Raw genomic sequence first — 21,660 nt, 5'->3', positions numbered from 1 at the left:
AAGAGCCTGCCCTTCGGGAGTCTCGATCCGCCCCACGGCCTCACATGCGCTGCACAGCAGCAGGGAGAGCAACAGGACCGGCACACGGAGCAACCGGGAGTGGCATGAGCAGCGGGGTTTCGACATCGGGGGGCCTCGCTTCAGGTCGATGTGGCCCGCAAGGGTATGGGTGCCCCGGACCCGTCCCAATGCCCCCCGGGGAACAGCGGCCCATCCAGGAAAGGACGGACGACTGCCCCCAGCGCCCCAGTCCCCGGGTCGTGCCGTCCGGGCCTGGACAGTCGAAGTGTCCAGCCCCGGCCGCGCCCGCCGGGGCAGGTTCGAAAGTCGAGACAGCCCCCTTGCTCAGCGGCGGCGCTTGGGCGCGGGCTTCTTGGGCGGACGCAGGTCCTGCTTGCTCTTCGGCAGCTTGGGCCCCGAGGAGAGGTCGAACTCGTAGGTCGCACCGAGCAGGACGCGGAACTGGTAGATCTCCCGCAGGTCCTCGGTGACGGCCACGCCCGCGACGGCCTCCAGCACCAGGCCGGGGAACGCCTCGTGGCGCACCATCGGGAGGATCTCCACCTGCGCGGCGTTGTCCCGCCAGACGGGGGTGATGACGTCCTCGAAGTAGAGGCGGCCCACCACCTCCAGCCCCAGCATCGTGAAGTTGTCCAGGTTGTAGGTCGCCGCGAGCGCGAGCTGGACCGCGTCCGGGACATCGAACTCCGGCAGCGTTCCGCGGTCCCGGGTGCCCTGGTGGAGATAGCTGCCATTGAGCATGAAGCGCAGGTCCTTGCCCGCGCGCAGCTCGCCCACGAGGGTGCCCTCATAGTCCCAGGTGCCGTCGGACAGGCTCGGAATGATGCCGTCCTCGTCGCTGGGCCCGGTGGGCAGCGTCACGCGCCCGTAGGCCGCCAGCGCCGCCTGGCTCGTCTCCAGGAACGTCCACTGCAACCCGAGCGGGATGTCACCGAAGGCGACCTTGAAGTCGTCCTCGCCGGGAAGCCCCAGCGCCAGCAGCTCCACGTAGAGGTTGGCCTCCAGGTTGTCGACGATGCCGAAGCGCAGGCTCGGGGAGATCTGCTGGTAGGGCTGCGACGCATCCAGGTCCAACGCGAAGAAGCCCTGGTAGCGCAGGCCCAGCTCCAGGTTGCCGGCCTTCGTGGTGGACGCGGTGCGCGTCACCATGGCGCGGTAGGGCTTGGCCCCCGCGCTGGACACGGCGAGGAAGGCGGCGAGGAAGACGAGGGGCAGACGGGGGTTCATGCGGCGCGACCCTAGTCGACGCCGCGCGGATGGCGATGGCCGCGAAGCACGCCGGAGGCTGAGTGTCGCGGCACCGAAATGTTTCGCGCCTGCTGTCACCGGGAGGCGCGTGGAGCACCTCCACGGACACCGCGGAGGCGGGCCCCGCGCCCGGATGTGACCGCTCCGGGGCGGTCCGGGTCAGAGGTTCGCTGGAGCGTGCCCGCCTCCAGGGAGAACCCCCACCATGTCACACAGGAATCTGGCCCCGCTGGCCACGGCGCTGCTGCTCATGGCCGCCAGCGCGGCCGAAGCGAAGCAGTGGAGGTACGCGGGAATGCACCCGCGCACCGGGCAGCCCCGGGACGGGCTGTGCCACCTCGAGGCGCCGCACGTGCACTCCGCCGCGCCGTTGCACGCGGACACGCTCTACCGCACGCGCGACAACGTCTACGTCTTCATCGGCGACCCGACGCCCTTCGGCTACGAGGGCCCCCGGCACTCCTACTACGGGCACCATCCGGTGGTGCTCAACGTGATCGTCAACATCGACGTGGACGTGGACGTGGTGGAGTACTGCTACCACGACGGGCCGCACTACCACGCCTACGAGCCGCCGCCGCGCCAGCAGTTCGTGGACAAGGAGGACGTCCACTTCTACGCGGGCGAGTACCCCGAGGAATACCGGCGGGAGAACCCGAAGCGGGTGCGGGTCAACACGGTCTATCGCGGCTGGAACGTGCCGCGGCCGGTGATGGCCTTCGCGCCGCCGCCCCAGTACCACGGCCCCATCATCCAGGTGGGCGTGAACGTGGACGTGGACGTGAGGGTCGGTGGCAGGCCGCCTCCGCCCTCCCGCGAGGTCATCATCATCCGGGACGACGACGATGACGACCATCACCATGGTCATGGCCACGACCATGGCCACGGTCACGGCAAGCACAAGAAGCACAAACACAAGGGACGGGACTGAGCATGCGGCGCAAGGGATTCGCGCTGGGGGCATTGCTGCTGGCGGGATGCTCCAGCAATGCGAACGACGTGCTGGACGCGTGGAAGGCGGCGGGTGAGTCACCGTCCGGCTTCACCGACGTCGGCGAGAAGCTGCCCGGCGGGAAGTGCCAGGCCGGCAAGGTGAGCGGCCTGGAGGCCACGGTGTGCCTCTTCGACGGCGCGGAGCAGGCCAAGAAGGCGGAGGAGGCCGGCTGGGCGCTCATCGGCGACGCTGTCGGCTCCAGCGTGGTCTCGGGCAAGTGGGTGCTCGTCGTCTCCGATCCCCGCAAGGAGGACCCGAGCGGGCGGCGCATGAACGCGCTGGTGAAGACCTACCAGCAGAAGACTCGCTGAGGCGGCCGGCGTCTGTTGATGCGCCCCTCAACCCCATGACAGCCTTCGCGTGCCACCCCGGTGGTCCCTCCTTTCAAGAGAACCCCCATGCACGCCTCGCCGCGCTTCACGGTCGTCGGGCTCGTTGGACTCATGACGGCGCTTCCGGCCCTGGCCGCCCCACCCTCCGCCGTCCGCATCCAGCCGGCCCGCATCGACGCGGTGTTCAAGGACTACAGCGGCCCTGCGACCCCGGGCTGCGCGCTCGGCATCTCCCAGGACGGCAAGCTCCTGTACTCACGGGGCTACGGCACGGCGGACCTGAACCAGGGCACGCCCATCACCCCCACGACGCTGTTCGACGTCGGCTCGGTGTCCAAGCAGTTCACCGCCGCGAGCGTCGTGCTGCTGGCCAACGAGGGGAAGCTGGCGCTGACGGATGACATCCGGAAGTACGTGCCGGAGCTGCCGGACCCAGGGACGCCCATCACCGTGGACCACCTGCTCCACCACACGAGCGGGCTGCGCGACTACAACGACCTGCTCTTCCTCAAGGGCTTTCACTACGAGGACGTCACCGACGACGACGACGCCCTGGAGGTCATCGCCCGCCAGCGCGCGCTGAGGTTCAAGCCCGGAGCGCGGTTTGAATACAGCAACAGTGGCTACTTCCTGGCGGCGCTCATCGTGAAGCGCGTCACGGGCCAGAACCTGGCCGCGTTCGCGAAGGAGCGGTTCTTCCAGCCGCTGGGAATGGCGCGGAGCCATTTCCGCGACGACCACACGGCCGTCGTCCCCGGCCGCGCCACGGCCTATGCCCCTGCCGGCAAGGGCGGCTTCCAGCTGGACATGTCGAACTGGAACCAGCTGGGGGACGGACAGGTCCAGACCAGCGTCACCGAGCTGGTCAAATGGGAGGAGAACTTCACCACCGCCAGGGTGGGCGGGCGCGCCCTCATCGACGGGCTCCAGGTGCGCGGGACCCTGAACACGGGCGCCAGCACGTCCTATGGCCGGGGGCTGTTCCTGGACACCTATCGCGGAGTGGAACGCGTCCATCACTCCGGAGCCTGGGGAGGCTATCGCGCAGCGTTGATGCGCTTCCCCGCGCACCACCTCTCCATCGCCATCCTCTGCAACCGGGCGGACATGCGACCGGACATCGCCGAGCGCGTGGCGGACCTCGTCCTGGGCCATGTCTTCCAGGCGGCCGAACCGCGGGACGCGAAGGCCGCGGCGCCCGCGACGCTTGCGACCGCGAGCGGGGACCTCGCCCGGTACGCCGGCCTCTATTACGACGAGGACGCCCACCGCGTGGTGAACGTCCGCCAGCAGGACGGCAAGCTGGAGCTGGCCTTCCCGGGACGCGCGCTCCCGCTTCGGCCGGCGGGCGAAGACCGCTTCGACGTGGAGGGGGCGCCCCTCACCCTCCGCTTCGCGGGAGAGCAGATGACGTTCCTGCGCAGCGAGGAGATCCGGACCGTCTTCAAGCGGGTGCAGCCGGCCTCCTCGCTCTCCGACGCAGCCTGGAAGCAGCTGGTGGGGACGTACTACAGCCCCGAGCTGGAGGTGACCTGGCGCATCGAGCTGAAGGATGGGAAGGCGGTGCTGAAGGGCCGGGCCCTGGGAAGCCCGCCGCTCGTGCCGGCCTTCGCTGATGCGTTCAACACGCCCCACGGCCTGCTCCACCTCACCCGGGATGCCAGCGGGCAGGTGACGGGCTTCGGCTTCGGGGACCTGCGGTTCGAGCGGAAGCCGCGCTAGAGACAGCCCAGCTCCATGGCCCGCAGCACGGCGCGGGTGCGGTCCCTCACGCCCAGCTTGGAGAGGATGCTGGAGGTCTGGTTCTTCACCGTCCCCTCCGCCGTCCCCAGCGCTTCAGCAATCTCCCGGTTGCTCAGCCCCCGCGCGATGAGGCGCAGCACCTCCACCTCGCGGCGGGTGAGCCCTTCCGGCAGGTCCGCGTGGGGGAAGTCGCGGGGCACCTCCGCCATGCCGCGCGCCACGCGCTCCGCGATGCCGGGGGGCAGCAGCGTCTGTCCGGAGGCGACACGCCGGATGGCCTCCGCCAGCTCCTCCAGGGACACGTCCTTGAGGAGGAAGCCCTGCACTCCCGCGCGCAGGGCTTCGATGAGCGCCGTGTCCTCGTCGAAGGTGGTGAGCAGCACCACGCGCCGCTCAGGATCCGTGCGGCGCAGCGCGCGCAGGGCCTCCAGCCCCGTCATGCGCGGCATGCGCACGTCCATCAGCACCACGTCCGGGTCCAGCTCCGCGACCTTGCGCAGCGCCTCCTCGCCGTCGGCGGCCTCGCCCACCACCCGCAGGTCGGGCGTGAGCTCCAACAGGCTGCGCAGCCCCTGGCGCACCAGGGCGTGATCATCCACGAGCACCAGCCGGAGGGTGTTCACGTGCCCACCCCGCTCTCCGGCGTGGCCGGCAGCCACGCCTCCAGCTCCAGTCCCCGCCCCGCCGCCGCGCGCCACTCCACGCGGCCCCCCAGCCGGGTGAACCGCTCCCGCATGCCAGTGAGCCCCGCGCCGGGCGTCACTTGCGCCGCGCCGCCCCCGTCATCCCTCGCGTGCACCCGCACCCCGCCATCCTCCGTGGGCACGATGGTGATCCACAGGTTGCGGGCCCCTGCGTGGCGCAGCGTATTGGTGAGGACCTCCTGCACGCAGCGGAACAGCGAGTGCGCAGCCTCGGAGGACTCCAGGGCGAACGCCTCGGGGACCTCCAGGTGGACGGCGAGTCCCGGGACGCCCTCCGCGAGTGCTCGCAGCGACGGCAGCAGGGGCGTGGGCGCATCGCGCAGCGCCGTCACCGTTCCCCGCACCTCGGACAGCAGCGTGCGGGCCGCATCCCTGGCGCGGCGCAGGTGTCCGGTGGAGGCGGGGTCCTTCGCGGTATGCGCGGCGGCCTCCAGGTTGAGGCTGAGCGCGGTGAGGTGGTGCCCCACGGAGTCGTGCAGCTCGCGGGCGATGCGCAGCCGCTCGCCCTCGCGCTCACGGGTGGCGAGCAGCACCTGGGTGGCCTGGAGCTCCACGTGGACCCGGGCCAGTTCGCGGCGGGCCTCCGCTTCGCGGACCATCACCAGCGCCGTGCCGAACGTGAAGACCTGGAAGCCGGTGTAGATGAGCGTCTGCACCAGGGCCTGGACGAGCGGGTGGTGGACGGCGAACACGACGAACATGCCCCCCACCTGGGCCCCCACCCACGCCAGCGCCCGGCGCTGCGGGAGGATTTCGGGGACCTGCCCCGCGGTGATGGCGAGCAGCGCGCCGTCCAGCCTGCTCTCCCCCGTGGCGAGGCAGACCAGCGCCGCGAGCGTCTGCGCGGCGAGCAGCGGCAGCTCTCCTTTGCCCTGCACCCGCGTCTGGAACCAGAAGGCCCCACCGAAGGTGAGGAGCGAGAGACCCCAGAGCAGCGTGTCCGGAGCCATCCACCGCGCGGGCTCACGCGCCAGGTCCTCGGCGTGCGCGAAGCCGACCACGGCCCAGGTCAGCATCCCGGCGACGAGCAGCATGCGATGGGTGGTGGCGGGCTTGGCCACGGGGGACCGCTCGGGCATGACGGGAGACCCTAGGACACCCCTGGAGGACGGGCCATGTGCCGGAAGTCACATGCGGGCCGTATGACTTCCGTCAGATGGAGGCACCCGCGCGGGCGCGTACCGTCCTTTCGGACTCGCACCCCGCCAGAGGCCTCCATGTCGCTCTACCTGCTCGCCCGTTGGCTCCACATCGCGTCGGGCGTCGTCGCGTTCGTCACGCTCTGGCTTCCCCTGGTGGCGCACAAGGGAGGTGCCCTGCACCGGCGCGCGGGCCGGATCTACGTGGGCGCCACGATCTCCGCCGCGCTCTTCGCGCTGGTCAGCTCCGGAGGGCGCTTCCTCCAGGCGCCGCGCGAGCAGCCCATGGCCCTCTTCTTCGTCTACCTCGCGGTGCTGAGCGCGGCGGCCGCGTCCATGGGAGTGCGCGTGCCGAGGACGAAGACGCGCACGGAGGCGAGCACGCACCCGCTGGACGTGGGGCTGTCCACGCTGCTCTTGTGCCTGGGGCTCTTCACCGGGGCGTACGGCCTGCGGATGGGCATACCGCTGCTGTGGGGCTTCGCGCCGGTGGGCATCCTCTGCGGCCTCACCGGCCTGTGGTACTGGATGCGGCCGCCCCAGGAGCGGATGCACTGGTGGTTCCAGCACATGGCCGCCATGGGGGCCTCGGGCATCGGCACCCTCACCGCGGCCCTGGTCGTGAACGCCCGGCACGTGGGCGTCGAGGGCCCGCTAGCGTCCCTTTGACGGGGGCCGCAGCGCGGCGATGACCAGCGCCGCCACGGTGTCCGCGTACGCGCTCGTGAGGGGCGCGGTGCGAAGCAGCCACCGGTGGAAGAGCGGCCCGACGAGCAACTCCACCGCGACCGCCAGGTCCACCCCCTTCGCGACCTGGCCCGCGCGCTGTGCCGAGCGCAGCCGCTCCTGAATCGCCTTCAGGTGGGGCCGCAGCACGGCCTCCACGAACTGCTGGGCCAGCGCGGCGTCCGCCTGGGACTCGGCGGTGAGCGCCCGCGAGGGCAACTCGAAGCGCGGATCCGTGAGCTCCTTCACGGTGGCCCGCAGCACCGTCCTCAGGTCCGCCTCCAGGTTGCCGGTGTCCGGCAGGGCCGCGGGCTGGTTGCCGCCGCTCAGCTCCACGAAGGCGTCCAGCACCACCGCCCCCTTGGAAGGCCACCAGCGGTAGATGGTCTGCTTGCCCACCCCCGCCCGCGCCGCGATCGCCTCGACCGTCAGACGCGCATAGCCCACCTCCCCGACGAGCTCGACGGCGGCGGTGAGGATGGCCTGGCGGGAGCGCTCACTGCGGCGGGACGGTTCCGGGGTCTTCGGGTCAGTCATCGGACGCCACCCTACCAGCTCGCGAGACGGAACGTCTCGTCTTGACGTCCGCCCCTCCTCCATGGTTCATGACGAAACGAGACGGTCCGTCTCGCCAACATCCTGCCAGGAGAGCTCCATGTCTCGTCGTGCCCACATCGCGATGGTCAGCATCCCCGCCCATGGCCACGTCAATCCGAGCCTGGAGCTCATCCGGGAGCTGGTGTCCCGGGGGCACCGGGTGACGTACGCCAACGACGCCGCCTTCGCGGAAGCCATCTCCCGCACGGGCGCGGAGCTCCGGCCCTACCGCTCCCTCCTCCCGCGCGAGGGGACGCCGAACACACGCTGGCCCGACGACATGGTGGGGCAGCTGGACATGTTCCTCGATGACGCCATGGCCATGCTTCCGCAGCTGCGCGCGGCCTATGAGCACGACCGGCCGGATCTCTTCCTGTACGACATCGGCTGTTCGACGGCGCGAATCCTCGCGGAGAACTGGGGCCTCCCCGCGGTCCAGCTCTCCCCCAGCATGGTTGCCTGGGAGGGCTACGAGCAGGACATGGCCGCGATGGTGGAGATGCTGCGCACCGAGCCGCGCGCCGTGGCGCACTACCAGCGCTACTCCGCCTGGCTCCAGGAGTGCGGCGTGGCGGAGACGGACGCCATGCTGTTCGTCGGCAAGCCGCCGCGCGGCCTGGTGCTCATCCCGAGCGCGCTCCAACCCCACGCGGACCGGGTGGACCGCAAGCGCTTCACCTTCGTGGGGCCGTGCTTCGGAGACCGCTCGGCGCAGGGCTCGTGGCAGCGCCCCCCGGGCGTGGAGAAGGTGCTGCTGGTGTCGCTCGGCTCGACCTTCACCCTCCAGCCCGCCTTCTACCGCGCGTGCCTCGCCGCCTTCGGAGGGCTTCCCGGCTGGCACGTCGTGCTGCAGATCGGCAAGCACGTGGCGATGGAGGACCTTGGCGCCATCCCGGACAACGTCGAGGTCCACCGCTGGGTGCCGCAGCTGGCGGTGCTCGAGCAGGCCGACGCGTTCGTCACCCACGCCGGGATGGGCGGCTCGCAGGAGGGCCTGTACTGCGGGGTGCCAATGATTGCCGTGCCCCAGGCGTCGGACCAGTTCGCCAACGCCGACCAGCTCGTCGCGCTGGGCATCGCGCGGCGGCTCGACACGGAGCACGCAACGCCAGACGCGCTGCGCTCGGCGCTGCTTCAGCTCACGGAGGATCCGGCCGTCGCGGCCCGGCTCGCGGGCCTCAAGCGGGAGCTCCGGGCGGGGGCCGGAGCCGCGCGCGCGGCGGCGCTGCTGGAGCAGGAGTTCCGCCTGTGATGGGCCTCCCCTGCTTCACTTCCCGGAGGAGAGGCGCACTTCGCTAGACGGCCTGGGCGAGGACCTTCGACCAGCGCTCCCGCATGGCCTCCCGGGCTTCCGCGTCCGGGAGCTTCTCCATGTGCACGTGGAGGGAGGCGCCCTTCGCCTTGGGCGTCAGCGTGAGCTGCAACGTGGCGGGCTTCGTCCAGCCGTCCGGCTGCCAGGTCATGCGCAGGCGTTGCCCGGGCTTCACCACCCGGACCTCTCCGCGCACGCCGGGGGACCCGCGCCGCTTGGGGACCTTGTATTCCCCGCCCGGCTCGGCCTTCAGCGTCGCGCCCGGGCCCAGCCAGCGCTCCGGCTGGGTCGTGACCCAGGCCCAGAGCTCAGGGGCGGTCATGGGCAGCGTGCGCACCACGCCCACCTGGAAGCCCGTGGCGGCGGTCTGGCCCACCACGCGCTGGCCTCGGGCCTGCTCGTACGCCACCGCGATCGACTGCTGCCACCACCCGGACTCGACCTCCCGGCTCACGAGCGCGACGAGCTGCTTGTGGGCCAGCCCGGCCGCCCCCGCCTTGTCCAGCGCGCGCATCCACGCCTTCCAGTCGCGTCCGGTGGCCTCCTTCACGGCGGCGTCGGTGACCCGGTCGGTGACGAGCGCCTTCTTCGCGGCCGCGGGCCTCTTCACGGCCGCGGCCTTCTTCGCGGCCGCGGGCTTCTTCCCGCGCGTGGCGATCTCCGCGAGCCGCGCCTGCACCAGCGTCTTCACCAGCTTCGCGGGAAGCGGTTGGTCTGGGGAAAAGGTGACGCCGCTCTTCGACGTGGCGTACCCGGCCAGCTCCGACTTCAGGGCCGGCACCACGCTGCCGCTGAAGGGGTAGTAGCCGCAGTGGTTCTTGAAGAACGCGAAGCCCGCCACGGAGGCCCCGTCCACCTTGAAGGTGGGCATCTGGTAGGTGATGGACTCGGTGGCCTTGGGGAGCAGCTTCCGCAGCTGCGTGCGCAGGGCCCCCAGGGTCTTCTTCACCGTGGGGTCCTCCAGGCCCGCCAGGTAGGCGTCAATCGTCTGCGGGACTCGGGTCTTCGTCGCCATGGTCGTCGGGCCTCCGGAGCGTTTCGTCCCGACTTAGCAGAACCGGAGGCAGCGGCGCGCCGCTTACGCCTTCAGTTCACGCGTCAGCTTGGAGTCCCACGGGCACCAGTGACCACCGGGCAGGAACGCGCCGCCGGCTTCGTCCAGATGGTCCTCGACATAGGTCATGTTGGCGTCGCAGACCTCGATGGCCATCTCGAAGAAACGGATGGTCTGGGGGTCGATGTGGAACGAGAATTTCGGATTGTAGGGGGCGGTCCGCTTGATGATGCGCCCGTGGACGTGGACCGCGTTCTTCTCCTCTCCTGAAAGGACTCGGCGCGCATGGGCAATCATCGCCTCATCCGTCAACTCAATGATGAACTCGGTCCCAGGCGAGCTGGGCTGGGTGAAAGCGAATCGGGTGGCGGTAGCCATTGTGAGTCTCCTTTTTCGTGGAGGCCCCATGTAACGGATTGGCCCGGCCCTACCTATCGGATTGGGGACGGTGGTCTGTGTATGGAATATGCCAGTGCGTCCCAGTCCCGAGGAGGCCCATGAAGCTCGAGCGCCACGTCGGCGGATTGTCGCTTGCGCGCAAGGTGAACTACCTGCGCGCGCGGGGTTGGCGCGAGGACGCGGAAGGCTGGTCGAGCGAGCGTTTCCGCCCCGTCCCCATCGCTCGCGCCATCCACCACCAGCTCACCGACGACCTCAGCCGGGCGCTGGGTGGAATGGGCTGGCAGGTGGTTGGCTATTCCCCGCGAGGCTATGTCCAGATGCGCGACGGTGAAGGGGGCCAGGTCTGCTCCCTGCCCAAGGCGCTGCGCCTCCAGGCCCGGCGGGAGCGGCGGCCCGTCGCCGAGCTCACGTATGCGCTGTTCCTCGCGGCACTCCTCGAGACCGAAGGCGGCGCCCCCGGGTAAGACGTGGGTTCCGCGCGCATGGCATCATCGAAGTCCGGACACCCGAGCGGAAGAGATCCCGTGAGCGTCGCAACCCTCGAAGAGGGCCCGTTGCTGGGGCCCAGCTTCTTCCTCAGCCGGACGGCGCTCCGCTCGCTCGCGTTGGAGCATCGTGACGCCTATGGCACCGCCCGGCCCCATCCGCACGTCGTCATCGATGGCTTCCTGGGCGAACGGCTGGCGACGGGACTGGCCGGCGTCTTTCCCGGCGCGACCGGGGCTCCGTGGATGCGGCGCGATCACCCGGAGCAGGCAGCGCGGTTGGGCCAGCTTCAGCGCAAGGCCTTCGAGGGCGTGCCTGGCGCGCTTCGCCATCTGCTCGCGGAGCTCTCGGGCATGGCGTTCCTCGACTTCCTGGAGACGCTCACCGGCGTCAAAGGGCTCATCGCGGATCCGCACTTCCGGGGCGCGGGGCTGCACCTCACGCTGCGAGGAGGCCATCTGGCGCTCCACGCGGACTTCAACCGTGACCGCACCCGCGCGCTCTCACGGCGGCTCACCGTCCTCTACTACCTGAACCCGGGCTGGGAGCCCGCCTGGGGCGGAGACCTGGAGCTGTGGAACGCCGACCTGTCCCGGTGCGAGGCGCGCATCGCGCCAGTGCTCGACCGGCTGGTCGTGATGGCGCACGGGGACACCCACTGGCATGGCCACCCCTCCGCGCTGATGTGTCCGGAGGGACGGGGCCGCGCCACGGTCGCGGCCTACTTCTACACGGCGGAGGAGTCCCCGGACGCGCCGGAGGCCCACAGCGCCCTCTGGGCGCCAGCGCGCTCCTGAGCCGCGCCCGGGGGCGCACAGGCTGAGCCGGATGACGCGACTACCAGCTTCCGCTGGAGCCGCCGCCCGAGGAGCGCCCGCCTCCAGAGGACCGGGAGGAGCTCGAGGAGCGGGAGGAGGAGCTCGACGACGAGGACCGGGTGCGCCGCGGCGTGCTGTGGCGTGAGGTGGTGACGTAGTCACAGTGCCCGCAGCGCACCGTGACCTCCACTTCGCCCCCGTGGTCGTACGTCGCGCTTCGCAGCGTCCGCGAGGTCTGCTTGCCCGTCACATAGCGGCACCGCGTGCAGCGCTTGAAGCGGGAGAAGAACCGGCCATAGCGCTCGACGGTTCCGTCCTCGCACGACTCACACCACCAGACGTCGTAGTCCACCGAGCCCAGCGACTCCTCCTTCCGCTGGCCCGGGTCCAGGTGGGCATCGTCCTGCGCCTCACCAAGCCGCGCCCGCGGGTTGCCGCACGTCCGGCACTTGCGAGGACGACGGCGGAGCCAGGCACTGCCGGCCAGCCCCAGCGCGCCAACCACGCCCGTGGCGCCCGCGAAGAAGCCGAGGCTCGGCTCCGAGGACGACGTTTCCGTCATGCTCGCGGGCGCTTCCGTGATGCTCACGGTCGGCGCTGATGCCGGCTCCTGGCCTCCCAGGTCGGCGGCGGCGGCACCGGGGTTGTTGAGCCGCGCGTTCTCGATGAGCGCCTTCAGGCCCTGCGCGCCCTGCCGCACGGCCTCGTTCGGGTCTCCACGCTTGAAGGCGGGCACGATGTCCTGCGCCATCACGGCGTCGCTGGCCTCCTGGTCCTCGGGCTCGTCGACCCCGTCTCCGAGGATGATCTCCGCCTTGCGGTCGGAATACGCGATGAAGAGCAGCACGCCGTCGTCCCGCCCGGCATGGCCGATGCCCCAGCGGTTGAAGAGCGCCAGCGCGAACTCACGCGGGGGCCTTCGCGACGTCGTGCCCACCATCACCACCATGAGCTGGCCGAGCCCTTCGTCGTTCAGCGCATGGGCCAGCTGGTCCACCTCCGCCCTGACCGCCGGCGTGAGGACGCGGTTCGGGGTGAGGTCCACCGTCCAGGAGCCCTTGGAGGGCCGGGGGATTGATTCCACCGTGACACCCAGGGCCGGAGTGCCAAGGACACAGAACACCACCAACCACCCCAGCCATGCGCGCATGGGTCCGAAGGTAACCCAAGGCCCCCTTCAGTGCGCGTTGGGCAGGGTCTCGAACGGCCAGGGGCGGTTCGTGGGCGGCCCGTCCTTCGCGGGCCTGTCCAGCCACAGGTCCGCGAGTCCCTGGGCCAGCGTCCACGGTGCTCCGCCCGCGCGGTTCGTCAGGACGATGACCGTGAGGCGCTGCTCCGGATACTTCACGATGGCGTTGGTGAAGCCACACGTCTCACCGTGGTGCGACAGCCGCTGCCGCCCCCCGTCGTCGTCGACGAACCAGCCGAAGCCGTAGCGCGAGGAGGCGCCCTGAAGCGTCGGCGGCAGCCAGGCCTGCTTCCGGGTCTCCGTGCGGAGCAGCGCGTCCGAATCCAGCGCCCGGTCCCACGCCACCAGGTCCATCACGGACGAGTAGATGCCGCCATCCCCCAGCACGGCACTGGTGGGGCTCTGGTCCCTGGGGACGAAGCCGCTCGGGCCCACGGCATACCCATACGCACGGCGGGGCACCTGGGAGACCCCCTCCTCGTGCGCCACGGTCGAACGCATGCCGCCCGGAACGAAGACGCGCTCGTGCAGGAACCGCGCGAACGGCATTCCGCTCACCTGCTCCACCAGGAGCGCGAGCACCGCGTAGCCGGAGTTGCTGTAGCGCACCGCCGTTCCAGGCGGGAAGTACGTGCGGTCCACGCGGGAGACCAGGGTCAGCACGTCCCGGTCCTTCACCTGCACCGGCTGCGTCGCCGGGACGAAGTCCTCGTAGTCCCAGAGGCCCGACGTGTGCTGGAGCAGGTGGTGGACGCGGACCTCCCGCAGGGAGGGCGGGAAGCCGGGGAGCACGTCCACCACGCGGTCCTCGATCCGGAGCCGGCCATCCTGGACCAGCAGCAGGATGGCCGTGGCCGTGAACTGCTTGGTGAGCGAGGCGAGCCGGTAGTTGCTGTCGGGCGTGGCGGGCTCGCGCTTCTCCAGTCCGGCCAGGCCGTAGGCCCGACGGAGCACGACCTGCCCGTCATGGATCACCACGACGCTGGCTCCGGGGCGATCCAGGCCGTCGTAGTCGCGGAAGAGGGTGTCCACCGTGCTCGCCTCCGGGGCTGGCGCGCCCCGGCTGTTCGCGGTGGCTCCCGCACACCCGACGAGGAGGGAGGCGAGGACGATGGCGGCAAGCGAGGGGACGGTCATGGTGGCTGGCTTCATGCCGGACGGAGCCTCCTCGGAGCAACCGGGTTCAGCGGCCCGCGGCCGCCTTCGCGCGCTTGCGTTCGATGAGCTCGCGCGCGGCCTGCCCGCTCGTGACGAACTCGACGTCGCCCTTCAGCCTGCCCGTGAGGTAGAGCGCGAACGCGACGGCCTTGGCGCTCGCCATCTGCAGGCGCTGGGTTCCGACGTAGATGACGCCGCGCAGCCACTCCGGGCTGGATTCCTTGCTGAAGTACTCGCGGGCGGGCTTGTCGATGACGGACCCGTCGATGTCCACGACGACGAACACCGGGCCGTCGACCGCCACCTCCTGCACGATGGAGAGCAGACGCTTCGCATCGTCCAGGTTCGTGGCGCCGTTGAAGTCGACCCACAAGACATCGGGCGCCTCCAGGTGCACCCGGTGCGCTCCGAACACCCACTCACGTCGTTCCGTCATGAGTCCCCCCGGTCGGATGCAAGACCGGGGCGGAGCATACTGAAAGGCTTTGGCACGCCACCAGGGCCGCTGTCACTCGATCGTGGAGTTCGTCACCCGGATGGGCGTGTCCGCGTGGTTGGAGATTTGAGGATAGGACTCGTACCAGGAGCCGCCCTGGTTGTTCTGGATGACCGAGCGGTCGATGCGGATGTCGCCCGAGTGGTCATTGCTCACGAAGAAGATGGCGCTGCCGTGGGCGTTGACCTCGTTGTGCTCAATCCGCGTGCCGCAGAGCGACAGCGTCATCGTGTTGCCGTCGTTGTAGATGGCCCCGCCGCTGCCCCCGCCCGGCGTGCCCGGGCTGGCGGGATTGGCGCCCTTGCCGATGGCCCGGTTGTGGGAGAAGAGGCTGTTGATGACGGTCCACGACACGCCAATGCTGCTGATGCCGCCGCCGTTGGAGCAGACCCCGCCGTAGCCCTCCTTGCCGCCGAAGGTCGTGTTCACCACGTAGACAGGCAGGTCGTCGTACTGGTCGAACACCCGCAGCGCGCCGCCCCCGACGTCAGGCCCGACATCCGCGCACGCGTTGTTGAAGAAGCGGGAGTTGATGACCTTCACCCGCCCGCCGCGCACCCAGACCGCGCCGCCCCCGTCGTACTCCGACTCGCTCTTGGAGCTGGCATCCACGAACGTGAGGTTCTGGAGCGTCAGCCGGGGGTGGTCCTGGTCCTGGCAGTGGGAGGTCGTCCACACCTGGGCCTGGTCGCAGGTGTTCATGTACAGGATGCGGTGCTTCCCTGCCCCGCTGAGCGTCACCAGCCCCTTGCCGTCGATGACGATGTCCGGTCCCTTGTCGTTGAAGACCTTCGCCGTCCGGTCGAGCGTGATGACGACGGGTTCCGGGCCGCAGTCGAAGGTGATGACCCCGCCCTTCGCCACGGCCTGGACGAAGGCCTCGCCGGTACAGCTGGCCGGCGTCCCCGTCCCGACGACGGTGGTGGGACGGGAGACGTCCGCGAGTCCCGCCTCGGCGGGCACGCTGCACGTGGCCTCCGCGTTGGGATTGCCAGCGGGAGGCCCGTCCTTGGGGTTGGTCAGCGGATTGGGAACGTCCACGCCCGCGTCATCGCTTGAACAGCCCGCGGCGCAGGCGAGCACGAACCCCGCGGCCAGCGAAAGGAGCGTGGACGCGGGGAACCGGTGGGGTCTCTTCGGGTGCATTCAGCCTCCAGGAAGGAGGCAGTCTAGGACCTTCCGGGACTACTCGGTGATGATGTCGGTGTACTCGCTGCCGCTGATGGAGTTGCGCCACTTGGAGGAGAAGCCCAGCGCGTGCTGCGGATCCACCACGTGGGGCGCGGTGACCTTCGCCACCTCCAGGCGGGTGATCTCATTGTTGAACAGGTCCAGCACCAGGCCGAACTGCGCCGCGGTCAGGTAGACCCGCTTGAGCATCTTCTCCGCCTTCTCCTGGCGGACGAGCTCGTTGTTCTCGCTCTTGAGCGACTGGTAGAAGCCGCGCCAGGTGGAGGCGTCCATCGGGAGCTGTCCATCCCGCCGTGTCGTGCAGCCCTCGTCCGAGCCCACGCCACAGTCGCGGAACGCGGGCTCGGAGGGCATCGGCCGCTCCGCGCGGCGCTCCTCGCGGGGCTCGTCACGGGGTTCCGACCGGCTGAACCCGCGGGTCTCCGTCCGGGTCTCCGTCCGGCTCTCCGTCTCCATCGTTCCACCCGTCATGCCGCCCGTCACGCGGACGTCCATCTTGGTGCCGCCGCCGCGCACCTTCACGGTGGTGGTCTCCTCGCCATCCACGTTCGTCGTCGTCTTCATCTTGATGCGGGCGGAGGGCATGTCCGCATCATCGACATCCACCTGCATGTTGAACTCCGCGTCCTGCGCGAAGCCGGCGGACGAGACAAACAGGGACGAAACGAGCACGGCACGGACGATGCGGTTCATGGGACTCCAGGTGGGGTGCGGGATGGGTGCGGTCGAAACGGTAGACGTTGTCGCCGCCGTTCCTTGTCACGCACTGCGCGCGAAAATATTCACGCTCCCTGGCAGAGAAGACTTCAGGGGAGGCGGGTCGAAGCGCACCGCACCGCGCGCTTGCGACCCGGCGGGATTTGGTGCACGAGACCCCGCTCGTGATCGTTCGTCCCCGTCCTGGCTTCTTCAAGCTGCTCTTCGTCGTGCGCGGCACCATCCTGCCGCGCGTCCTGCCTCACGTGCTGGGCGTCGCGGCGCTCGCCTCCCTCGTCGTCCTGACGCTCAAGCAGGGCTACCTGCGGCTTCCGGTGACGTCGCCCGCGCCCCTGTCTCTGCTCGGCATCGCGCTCTCCATCTTCCTCGGCTTCCGCAACAACGCCTGCTACGACCGGTGGTGGGAGGGCCGGAAGCAGTGGGGCGCGCTCATCATCGAGGTGCGCGCCTTCACCCACGCGGCCATCGCGCTGCTGGACGATGGGCGCGACGAGCTGCCCGTCGCGGGACGGCAGGCGGCCCGGCGGCTGGTGCATCGCACCATCGCCTTCCCCTACGCACTCGCCGCGCACCTGCGGGGACACGACGCCGGAGAGGACATCAGCCGCTATGTCTCCGACTCCGAGCGCGCACGCGTCCTGAGCAGTGTCAACCGCCCGAACGCCCTCCTGCGTGAGCACCAGGTGGAGCTGGCCCGCCTGCTGCGGGAGGGCCGACTCACCGACATCACCTGGGGTGCCTTGAACGAACGGGTGCACGCCATGATGAGCGTCTTCACCGCCTGCGAGCGGATCCGCCTCACGCCCCTGCCCTTCGCCTACACGGTGCTCCTGCACCGCACCGCCTACCTCTTCTGCCTGATGCTGCCGTTCGGGCTCGCCGAGTCCATGGGGTGGTTCACGCCCGTGCTCACGGCGATGATTGCCTACACCTTCTTCGGCCTGGACCTGCTGAGCGAGGAGCTGGAGGAGCCCTTCGGACAGGCACCCAACGACCTGCCCCTGCTCGCGATGGCCCGCACGGCGGAGATCAACCTGCTGGAGGCGCTGGGGGAGCCCCAGCCGGAGCCGCTGCGCCCCAAGGACTTCATCCTCCCCTAGGGGTTTTCTATATTTGCTGGTTTAGCTAGTTTCCCTTGATGCGCCAGGAAAGGCCTGGCGCACGTTTCGAGGGAACCATGCTCAAGCTCCTGTCCTCGGCAGTTCTCAGTGTGCTGCTCTCCCTGGGGCTCCTGCCCTCCACCTCTCCGGAGCAGACGGCGGCGCTCGCCGTCACGACGACCACGGTCGCGACGCACAACACGCATTACGGAGAGGCGAACTTCCAGCCGCTCGCGGACGTCATCGGCTGGCAGGAGGTGAGCACCGCGGAGGGGCACTCCAAGCTGGGAGCGATGGAGTACTACGCCCACTTCCGGCCCGGCGAGGACCGGCTGGACGCCCGCAACTCCATCGCCATCTCCTGGCGCAAGAACAAGTACGAGAAGACCGGTGACGGGTCCCGCCTCACGCACGGCGGTGAGGCCGGGGTGACGCCGTCGCGCTTCGTGAACTGGGTCGTGCTGAAGAACCTCGCGACCGGCGCGAAGCTGGCGTTCGTCAACACCCACTACATCTCTGGCGCCTGGAATGGGGAGCACCCCGAGCGGCAGGAGCGCTGGCGCACGCACAACGCGGTGGTGCGTGAGGTGGTGGCGGAGCTGCGCGGCCGGGGGCTGCCCGTCGTCCTGGTGGGAGACTTCAACCGCGCGCTGTCGCAGGACATCCCCGGGATGAACCACCTGCGCACCGCGGGCGTCGACGGCGTGCCCATCGATCAGATCTACGTCAGCATCGGCATCGGCACCGGCCCCGCCGAGCGGCTGGAGAAGTACGGCTCCGACCACTTCGCCTACACCGCGACGGTCCAGTATTGAGGCGAGGGCCGGGGATTGAGCGTCATTGTTTTTTCAATGGGGCAGGTACGACGGCTGGAGGGGGCTTGACAGGGCGGTGAAGAGGCATCAGGGGGGCCGTTTGGACAATGAGCAACGGGGCGAGGTCCGAACCGGCCGGGACCGCCCGCGCCCAGCCCTGGCCTCCCCAATCCCAGCCGGTGTTGAGATCGAATGAGAGCCCACGCGTCCGCGCGTCGCTGAAATCCATCAGGACCCCGGGGCCGCACGAGCGCCGGAGCGCGGTCCCCGGCTCGAGCGGGACCGTCGAGAACATCAAGAGCACCCGCTTCACGGGGACAAGGAGCTGGAGCCCGTTTCCGTAGAGGGGGAAGGCCGCGATGGGGGCGGAGGCGCCCCCGGACAGCAGGGAGATGCCGCAGGTGAGCGGCGTCTGCGTTTGATTCACGATGGAGATGGCACCCGGCATCCCGTCATTGACGACCTGCCCCAGGCCTTGGGGCGTCTGGACCTGAAAGGTCTGGCCCGGCGTGATGCCGTACGAGGCGCTGGCGTTGAACAGGGGCGTCGGAGCGGTCGGCTGAAGCGAGACATAGGCCTGCCATTGCTCCTGCCATGAGATGATGGTGGTGAGCGAATAGTCGCGCAGCTGGAACCAGACCAGCGGCACCCCTGCCTGGTCCGTGCCGCCGACGGCCATGAAGCCGTAGAGAAAGGTGCCGGACTCCGCCAGCCCCTTGACGGTGTCCTCGCTCAACGTGAGGGTGACCCGGTAGGGGCTGGCCGGAACCGCCAGCGCGTCCGGGCCACACGTCAGGACGGCCAGCGCCGCGAGGTGGAGCCCCATGTGGATGAGAGTGCGCTCCTGCATGGGACCCTTCCTCGCGTCTGGCTTGAGGCTCGCGCCGCCAGCCTTAAGCCACGAGCTTCCGGCTGATGGAGGTGACGGTGCTGCTGGAAATCAGGAGCGGAACGAGGTCCGTCTGGGGCGCGACGCTGCTGGCCCACGAGCCGCCGCCCCAGCTCCAGCCGTTGTTGATGTCGAACGAGACGGACCGCTGCTGCGCCCCCGTCAGATCCGCCAGGATGCCCTGGCTGTAGGCCTTGTAGATCACCGTGCCGGTGTTGACCTGCTGCGTGGCGAACATCAGGAGGCAGCGCTCGATGGGAGCCATGACGTCCGCGCCGGTGCCGTAGAGCGGGAAGGCGCACAGGGGCGTGCTGGTGGACGCGCCGCCGGCGATGCTCTGCACCTGCGAGATGCCACACGTGAACTGCTTGGGCGGATTCGTCTGGTTGACGATGGAGATGGCGCCGGGCGTGCCTCCCTGGACGACCTGCCCGATGCCGCTCTGGCCGGTGACGTTCAGGGTCTGCTCCAGGTCGATGTCGTACGCCGCGCTCGCGGAGATGTGACCGTTGGGGATGATGGCGTTGGTGGAGGTGTAGGCCTGGTACTGCTCCTGCCACTGGAGGATCGTGCTCTGGGAGTACGCCTGCGACTGGAACCAGACGAGCGGCGCCCCGCCCTTCATCGCGGTGCTCACGCCCTTGAAGCCATACAGGTAGTACCCGCCGTCCGTCAGCGCGGTGAGGGTCTCGTCGCTCATCTGGATGCTGATCTGATAGTTGGTCGCCATGGATTGGTTCTCCGGGTGGGATACCCTTGCAAGGGTATGGGGTTGTTCAAGAGCGCCTTGACTTCGTCTCGTGCGCTCCGACGTCAGGCATAAGCACGCGATATGCCAGGCCCGGAGTGCCTTCCCGGGAGGGTGAGGTACATTCGCGCCAATGCCTCGTCCCGGTGCTCGCGATCCCCAGGCCCCCGTCGCAACGGCGGATGTCTCCACGGCCGCCGAATCGATGCCGCGGGGACAACGCTCCGCCGCGCGCCCCATCCCTGCGTTGACGCTCGTCTCGCACCCCACGGCCGCGCGCATCGGAGAGCGGCTGCTGCTCCATGGCCTCCTCGCCGGGCGGGAGGTGGCGCTCTCCCGCAATGCCCCGGACTTCACCCGCCCGGGTGAACCGCTGGGGCTGCCGCTGGGCGACCCCTTCATGAGCCGCAAGCCCGTCCTGTTCGCTCCGGTGGGCGAAGGGGTCCGCGTCGTCCCGGGAGACGAAGGACGCTGCACCTGCGCGGGAGAGCCGCTCCACGGCGGCCGGGAGTTCGGCCCCGAGGAGCTCGCGCGGGGCGTCCCGCTCGAGTTCTCCGGGCGCACCGTGCTGCTGCTGCACCTGGCCCCGCCTCCCGAAGCGCACGCCCCCGCCTCGCTGGGCATGGTGGGACAGAGCGCCGCCCTCCACGGCCTGCGCCGGCACATCGAGCGCGTGGCCGACGTGGACGTGCCCGTGCTCATCCGGGGCGAGACGGGGGCGGGCAAGGAGCTGGTGGCCCAGGCCCTCCATGCGCGCAGCCGGCGCAGCGGCCCGTTCATCAGCGTCAACCTGGGGGCCATCCCCAAGGAGCTGGCCGCCGCGGAGCTCTTCGGCAGCGTCCGGGGGGCCTTCACCGGCGCCCAGCGCGACCGCGAGGGCTTCTTCCGCGCCGCCCAGGGCGGCACCCTCTTCCTCGACGAGGTGGGCGAAGCCTCCCCCGAGGTGCAGGTCATGCTCCTCCGGGTGCTGGAAACCGGGGAGATGTACCCGGTCGGGGCCAGCAGGCCCGTGGCCACGGACGTCCGCCTCGTGGCCGCCACGGACGCGGACCTGGAAGCGCAGATCGCTGACGGACGCTTCCGGGCCCCGCTCCTCCACCGGCTGGCCGGCTACGAGCTCCGGATCCCGCCCCTGCGCGAGCGCCGGGAGGACATCGGGCCGCTGTTCCTCCACTTCGCCCGCCAGGAACTGGAGGCGCTGGGAGAGGCCCACCTCCTCACCCCGAGCGACCCCTACGCACCGCCCTGGGTGCCGGCGGCGCTGGCGGTCCGCCTGCTGCTCTTCCCCTGGCCGGGGAACATCCGCCAGCTGCGCAACGTGGCCAAGCAGCTCGTCATCGGCAGCCGGGGCCAGTCCTTCCTGGAGCTGGACACGCGCCTCGCCCAGGAGCTGCGGCTTCCGCAAGCCGCCCCGCACCGGGCGCCTCCACCCCAAGCTCCTGCTCCAGAGCCCGAGGTCGCGGCACGCCGCAAGTCCACGGAGGTGGGCGAGGAGGAGCTGCTCACGGCCCTGCGCGCGCACGACTGGGACGTCAAGAAGGCCGCGCACCACCTGGGCATCGCCCGCTCCTCCATCTACGACCTCATCGAGCGCAACCCCAGCATCCGCCTGGCCGGTGACCTGAGCGTGGAGGAGCTCACCCTCTGCTTCCACGCATGCGGTGGCAATCTGGATGAGATGGTACGGCGCCTGGAGGTCTCCAAGCGGGCCTTGAACCGGCGCGTCAAGGAGCTGGGACTGGTCCCGAAGGACGCCTGAACCGACGGCGGCATGTCGGCGG

Annotated in this window: 23 protein-coding genes; 10 read left to right on the top strand and 13 right to left on the bottom strand. The window is 70.0% G+C overall.

The features are described from left to right. Positions 1-345 precede the first annotated feature (345 nt). Positions 346-1,248: a hypothetical protein gene (locus NR792_RS02165; protein ID WP_375758396.1), complete on the bottom strand. Its 903-nt coding sequence runs from the start codon at positions 1,246-1,248 to the stop codon at positions 346-348. A 226-nt stretch (positions 1,249-1,474) separates the two neighbouring features. Between NR792_RS02165 and NR792_RS02160 the strand changes: the two genes are divergently transcribed. From NR792_RS02160 to NR792_RS02150, 3 genes are all read left to right on the top strand, one after another. Further along, a complete protein-coding gene (locus NR792_RS02160) occupies positions 1,475-2,200 on the top strand; it encodes a hypothetical protein (protein WP_375758395.1) in 726 nt (241 codons plus the stop codon). A 2-nt stretch (positions 2,201-2,202) separates the two neighbouring features. After that, positions 2,203-2,574: a hypothetical protein gene (locus NR792_RS02155; protein WP_375758394.1), complete on the top strand. Its 372-nt coding sequence runs from the start codon at positions 2,203-2,205 to the stop codon at positions 2,572-2,574. Positions 2,575-2,661: 87 nt separating this feature from the next. Then, positions 2,662-4,317: a serine hydrolase domain-containing protein gene (locus NR792_RS02150; RefSeq protein ID WP_375758393.1), complete on the top strand. Its 1,656-nt coding sequence runs from the start codon at positions 2,662-2,664 to the stop codon at positions 4,315-4,317. Here the strand turns inward: NR792_RS02150 and NR792_RS02145 are convergent. Both NR792_RS02145 and NR792_RS02140 read right to left on the bottom strand, forming a co-directional pair. Then, on the bottom strand, positions 4,314-4,961 hold the full coding sequence (locus tag NR792_RS02145; protein ID WP_375758392.1) for a response regulator: 648 nt from the start codon (positions 4,959-4,961) through the stop codon (positions 4,314-4,316). The genes NR792_RS02150 and NR792_RS02145 overlap by 4 nt on opposite strands. Continuing rightward, positions 4,958-6,121 (bottom strand): sensor histidine kinase, encoded by a 1,164-nt coding sequence (locus NR792_RS02140; protein ID WP_375758391.1) that lies wholly within the window; start codon positions 6,119-6,121, stop codon positions 4,958-4,960. Before NR792_RS02140 ends, NR792_RS02145 begins: the two co-directional genes overlap by 4 nt. A 138-nt stretch (positions 6,122-6,259) precedes the next feature. Here NR792_RS02140 and NR792_RS02135 point away from each other — a divergent pair, with 138 nt between their 5' ends. Then, complete coding sequence (locus NR792_RS02135; RefSeq protein ID WP_375758390.1) at positions 6,260-6,850, top strand: hypothetical protein; 591 nt, start codon at positions 6,260-6,262, stop codon at positions 6,848-6,850. Here NR792_RS02135 and NR792_RS02130 read toward each other — a convergent pair. Next, positions 6,836-7,444, bottom strand: a complete 609-nt coding sequence (locus NR792_RS02130; RefSeq protein WP_375758389.1) for a TetR/AcrR family transcriptional regulator — start codon at positions 7,442-7,444, stop codon at positions 6,836-6,838. The two genes, NR792_RS02135 and NR792_RS02130, sit on opposite strands and share 15 nt — an antisense overlap. A gap of 118 nt (positions 7,445-7,562) precedes the next feature. On the opposite strand from NR792_RS02130, the gene NR792_RS02125 reads away from it, so the two are divergent. Continuing rightward, on the top strand, positions 7,563-8,756 hold the full coding sequence (locus NR792_RS02125; RefSeq protein WP_375758388.1) for a macrolide family glycosyltransferase: 1,194 nt from the start codon (positions 7,563-7,565) through the stop codon (positions 8,754-8,756). Positions 8,757-8,799: 43 nt separating this feature from the next. Here NR792_RS02125 and NR792_RS02120 read toward each other — a convergent pair whose 3' ends face one another. Both NR792_RS02120 and NR792_RS02115 read right to left on the bottom strand, forming a co-directional pair. After that, positions 8,800-9,831: an SRPBCC domain-containing protein gene (locus NR792_RS02120; protein ID WP_375758387.1), complete on the bottom strand. Its 1,032-nt coding sequence runs from the start codon at positions 9,829-9,831 to the stop codon at positions 8,800-8,802. A 63-nt stretch (positions 9,832-9,894) separates the two neighbouring features. Then, the gene (locus NR792_RS02115) at positions 9,895-10,248 is read right to left on the bottom strand and encodes a calmodulin (RefSeq protein ID WP_375758386.1); all 354 of its coding nucleotides are present in this window, start codon (positions 10,246-10,248) and stop codon (positions 9,895-9,897) included. A gap of 119 nt (positions 10,249-10,367) precedes the next feature. Here NR792_RS02115 and NR792_RS02110 point away from each other — a divergent pair, with 119 nt between their 5' ends. Together NR792_RS02110 and NR792_RS02105 are read left to right on the top strand one after the other, a co-directional pair. Beyond that, complete coding sequence (locus tag NR792_RS02110) at positions 10,368-10,736, top strand: hypothetical protein (protein ID WP_375758385.1); 369 nt, start codon at positions 10,368-10,370, stop codon at positions 10,734-10,736. 60 nt (positions 10,737-10,796) lie between these two features. Then, entirely contained in the window at positions 10,797-11,555 is a 759-nt protein-coding gene (locus NR792_RS02105; RefSeq protein WP_375758384.1) for a 2OG-Fe(II) oxygenase, read from the top strand. Positions 11,556-11,595: 40 nt separating this feature from the next. Here the strand turns inward: NR792_RS02105 and NR792_RS02100 are convergent, their stop codons facing one another. The 5 genes from NR792_RS02100 to NR792_RS02080 form a co-directional block, all read right to left on the bottom strand. Next, entirely contained in the window at positions 11,596-12,726 is a 1,131-nt protein-coding gene (locus tag NR792_RS02100; protein WP_375758383.1) for a TPM domain-containing protein, read from the bottom strand. Between the two features lie 27 nt (positions 12,727-12,753). Then, positions 12,754-13,917: a serine hydrolase domain-containing protein gene (locus NR792_RS02095; protein WP_375758382.1), complete on the bottom strand. Its 1,164-nt coding sequence runs from the start codon at positions 13,915-13,917 to the stop codon at positions 12,754-12,756. 31 nt (positions 13,918-13,948) lie between these two features. Continuing rightward, positions 13,949-14,359, bottom strand: a complete 411-nt coding sequence (locus NR792_RS02090; RefSeq protein ID WP_375758381.1) for a hypothetical protein — start codon at positions 14,357-14,359, stop codon at positions 13,949-13,951. Between the two features lie 72 nt (positions 14,360-14,431). Further along, the gene (locus NR792_RS02085) at positions 14,432-15,565 is read right to left on the bottom strand and encodes a hypothetical protein (RefSeq protein WP_375758380.1); all 1,134 of its coding nucleotides are present in this window, start codon (positions 15,563-15,565) and stop codon (positions 14,432-14,434) included. A 39-nt stretch (positions 15,566-15,604) separates the two neighbouring features. Then, positions 15,605-16,303: a DUF4476 domain-containing protein gene (locus NR792_RS02080; protein WP_375758379.1), complete on the bottom strand. Its 699-nt coding sequence runs from the start codon at positions 16,301-16,303 to the stop codon at positions 15,605-15,607. A gap of 188 nt (positions 16,304-16,491) precedes the next feature. Between NR792_RS02080 and NR792_RS02075 the strand changes: the two genes are divergently transcribed. Continuing rightward, complete coding sequence (locus tag NR792_RS02075; RefSeq protein ID WP_375758378.1) at positions 16,492-17,427, top strand: bestrophin family protein; 936 nt, start codon at positions 16,492-16,494, stop codon at positions 17,425-17,427. A 77-nt stretch (positions 17,428-17,504) separates the two neighbouring features. Then, positions 17,505-18,242 (top strand): endonuclease/exonuclease/phosphatase family protein, encoded by a 738-nt coding sequence (locus NR792_RS02070; RefSeq protein ID WP_375758377.1) that lies wholly within the window; start codon positions 17,505-17,507, stop codon positions 18,240-18,242. Positions 18,243-18,264: 22 nt separating this feature from the next. Here the strand turns inward: NR792_RS02070 and NR792_RS02065 are convergent, their stop codons facing one another. Beyond that, positions 18,265-19,092, bottom strand: coding sequence for a hypothetical protein (locus tag NR792_RS02065; RefSeq protein ID WP_375758376.1), 828 nt, complete (start codon positions 19,090-19,092; stop codon positions 18,265-18,267). A 43-nt stretch (positions 19,093-19,135) separates the two neighbouring features. Continuing rightward, positions 19,136-19,861: a hypothetical protein gene (locus NR792_RS02060; RefSeq protein WP_375758375.1), complete on the bottom strand. Its 726-nt coding sequence runs from the start codon at positions 19,859-19,861 to the stop codon at positions 19,136-19,138. A 223-nt stretch (positions 19,862-20,084) separates the two neighbouring features. On the opposite strand from NR792_RS02060, the gene NR792_RS02055 reads away from it, so the two are divergent. Then, the gene (locus NR792_RS02055; RefSeq protein WP_375758374.1) at positions 20,085-21,638 is read left to right on the top strand and encodes a sigma 54-interacting transcriptional regulator; all 1,554 of its coding nucleotides are present in this window, start codon (positions 20,085-20,087) and stop codon (positions 21,636-21,638) included. Positions 21,639-21,660: the final 22 nt, after the last annotated feature.

Origin of the sequence: Corallococcus exercitus (assembly GCF_042231735.1) — a bacterium.
Lineage (GTDB): Bacteria > Myxococcota > Myxococcia > Myxococcales > Myxococcaceae > Corallococcus > Corallococcus exercitus_B.
The sequence above is the reverse complement of the archived record's forward strand: the minus strand, read 5'-3'. Positions and strand labels throughout refer to the sequence as shown.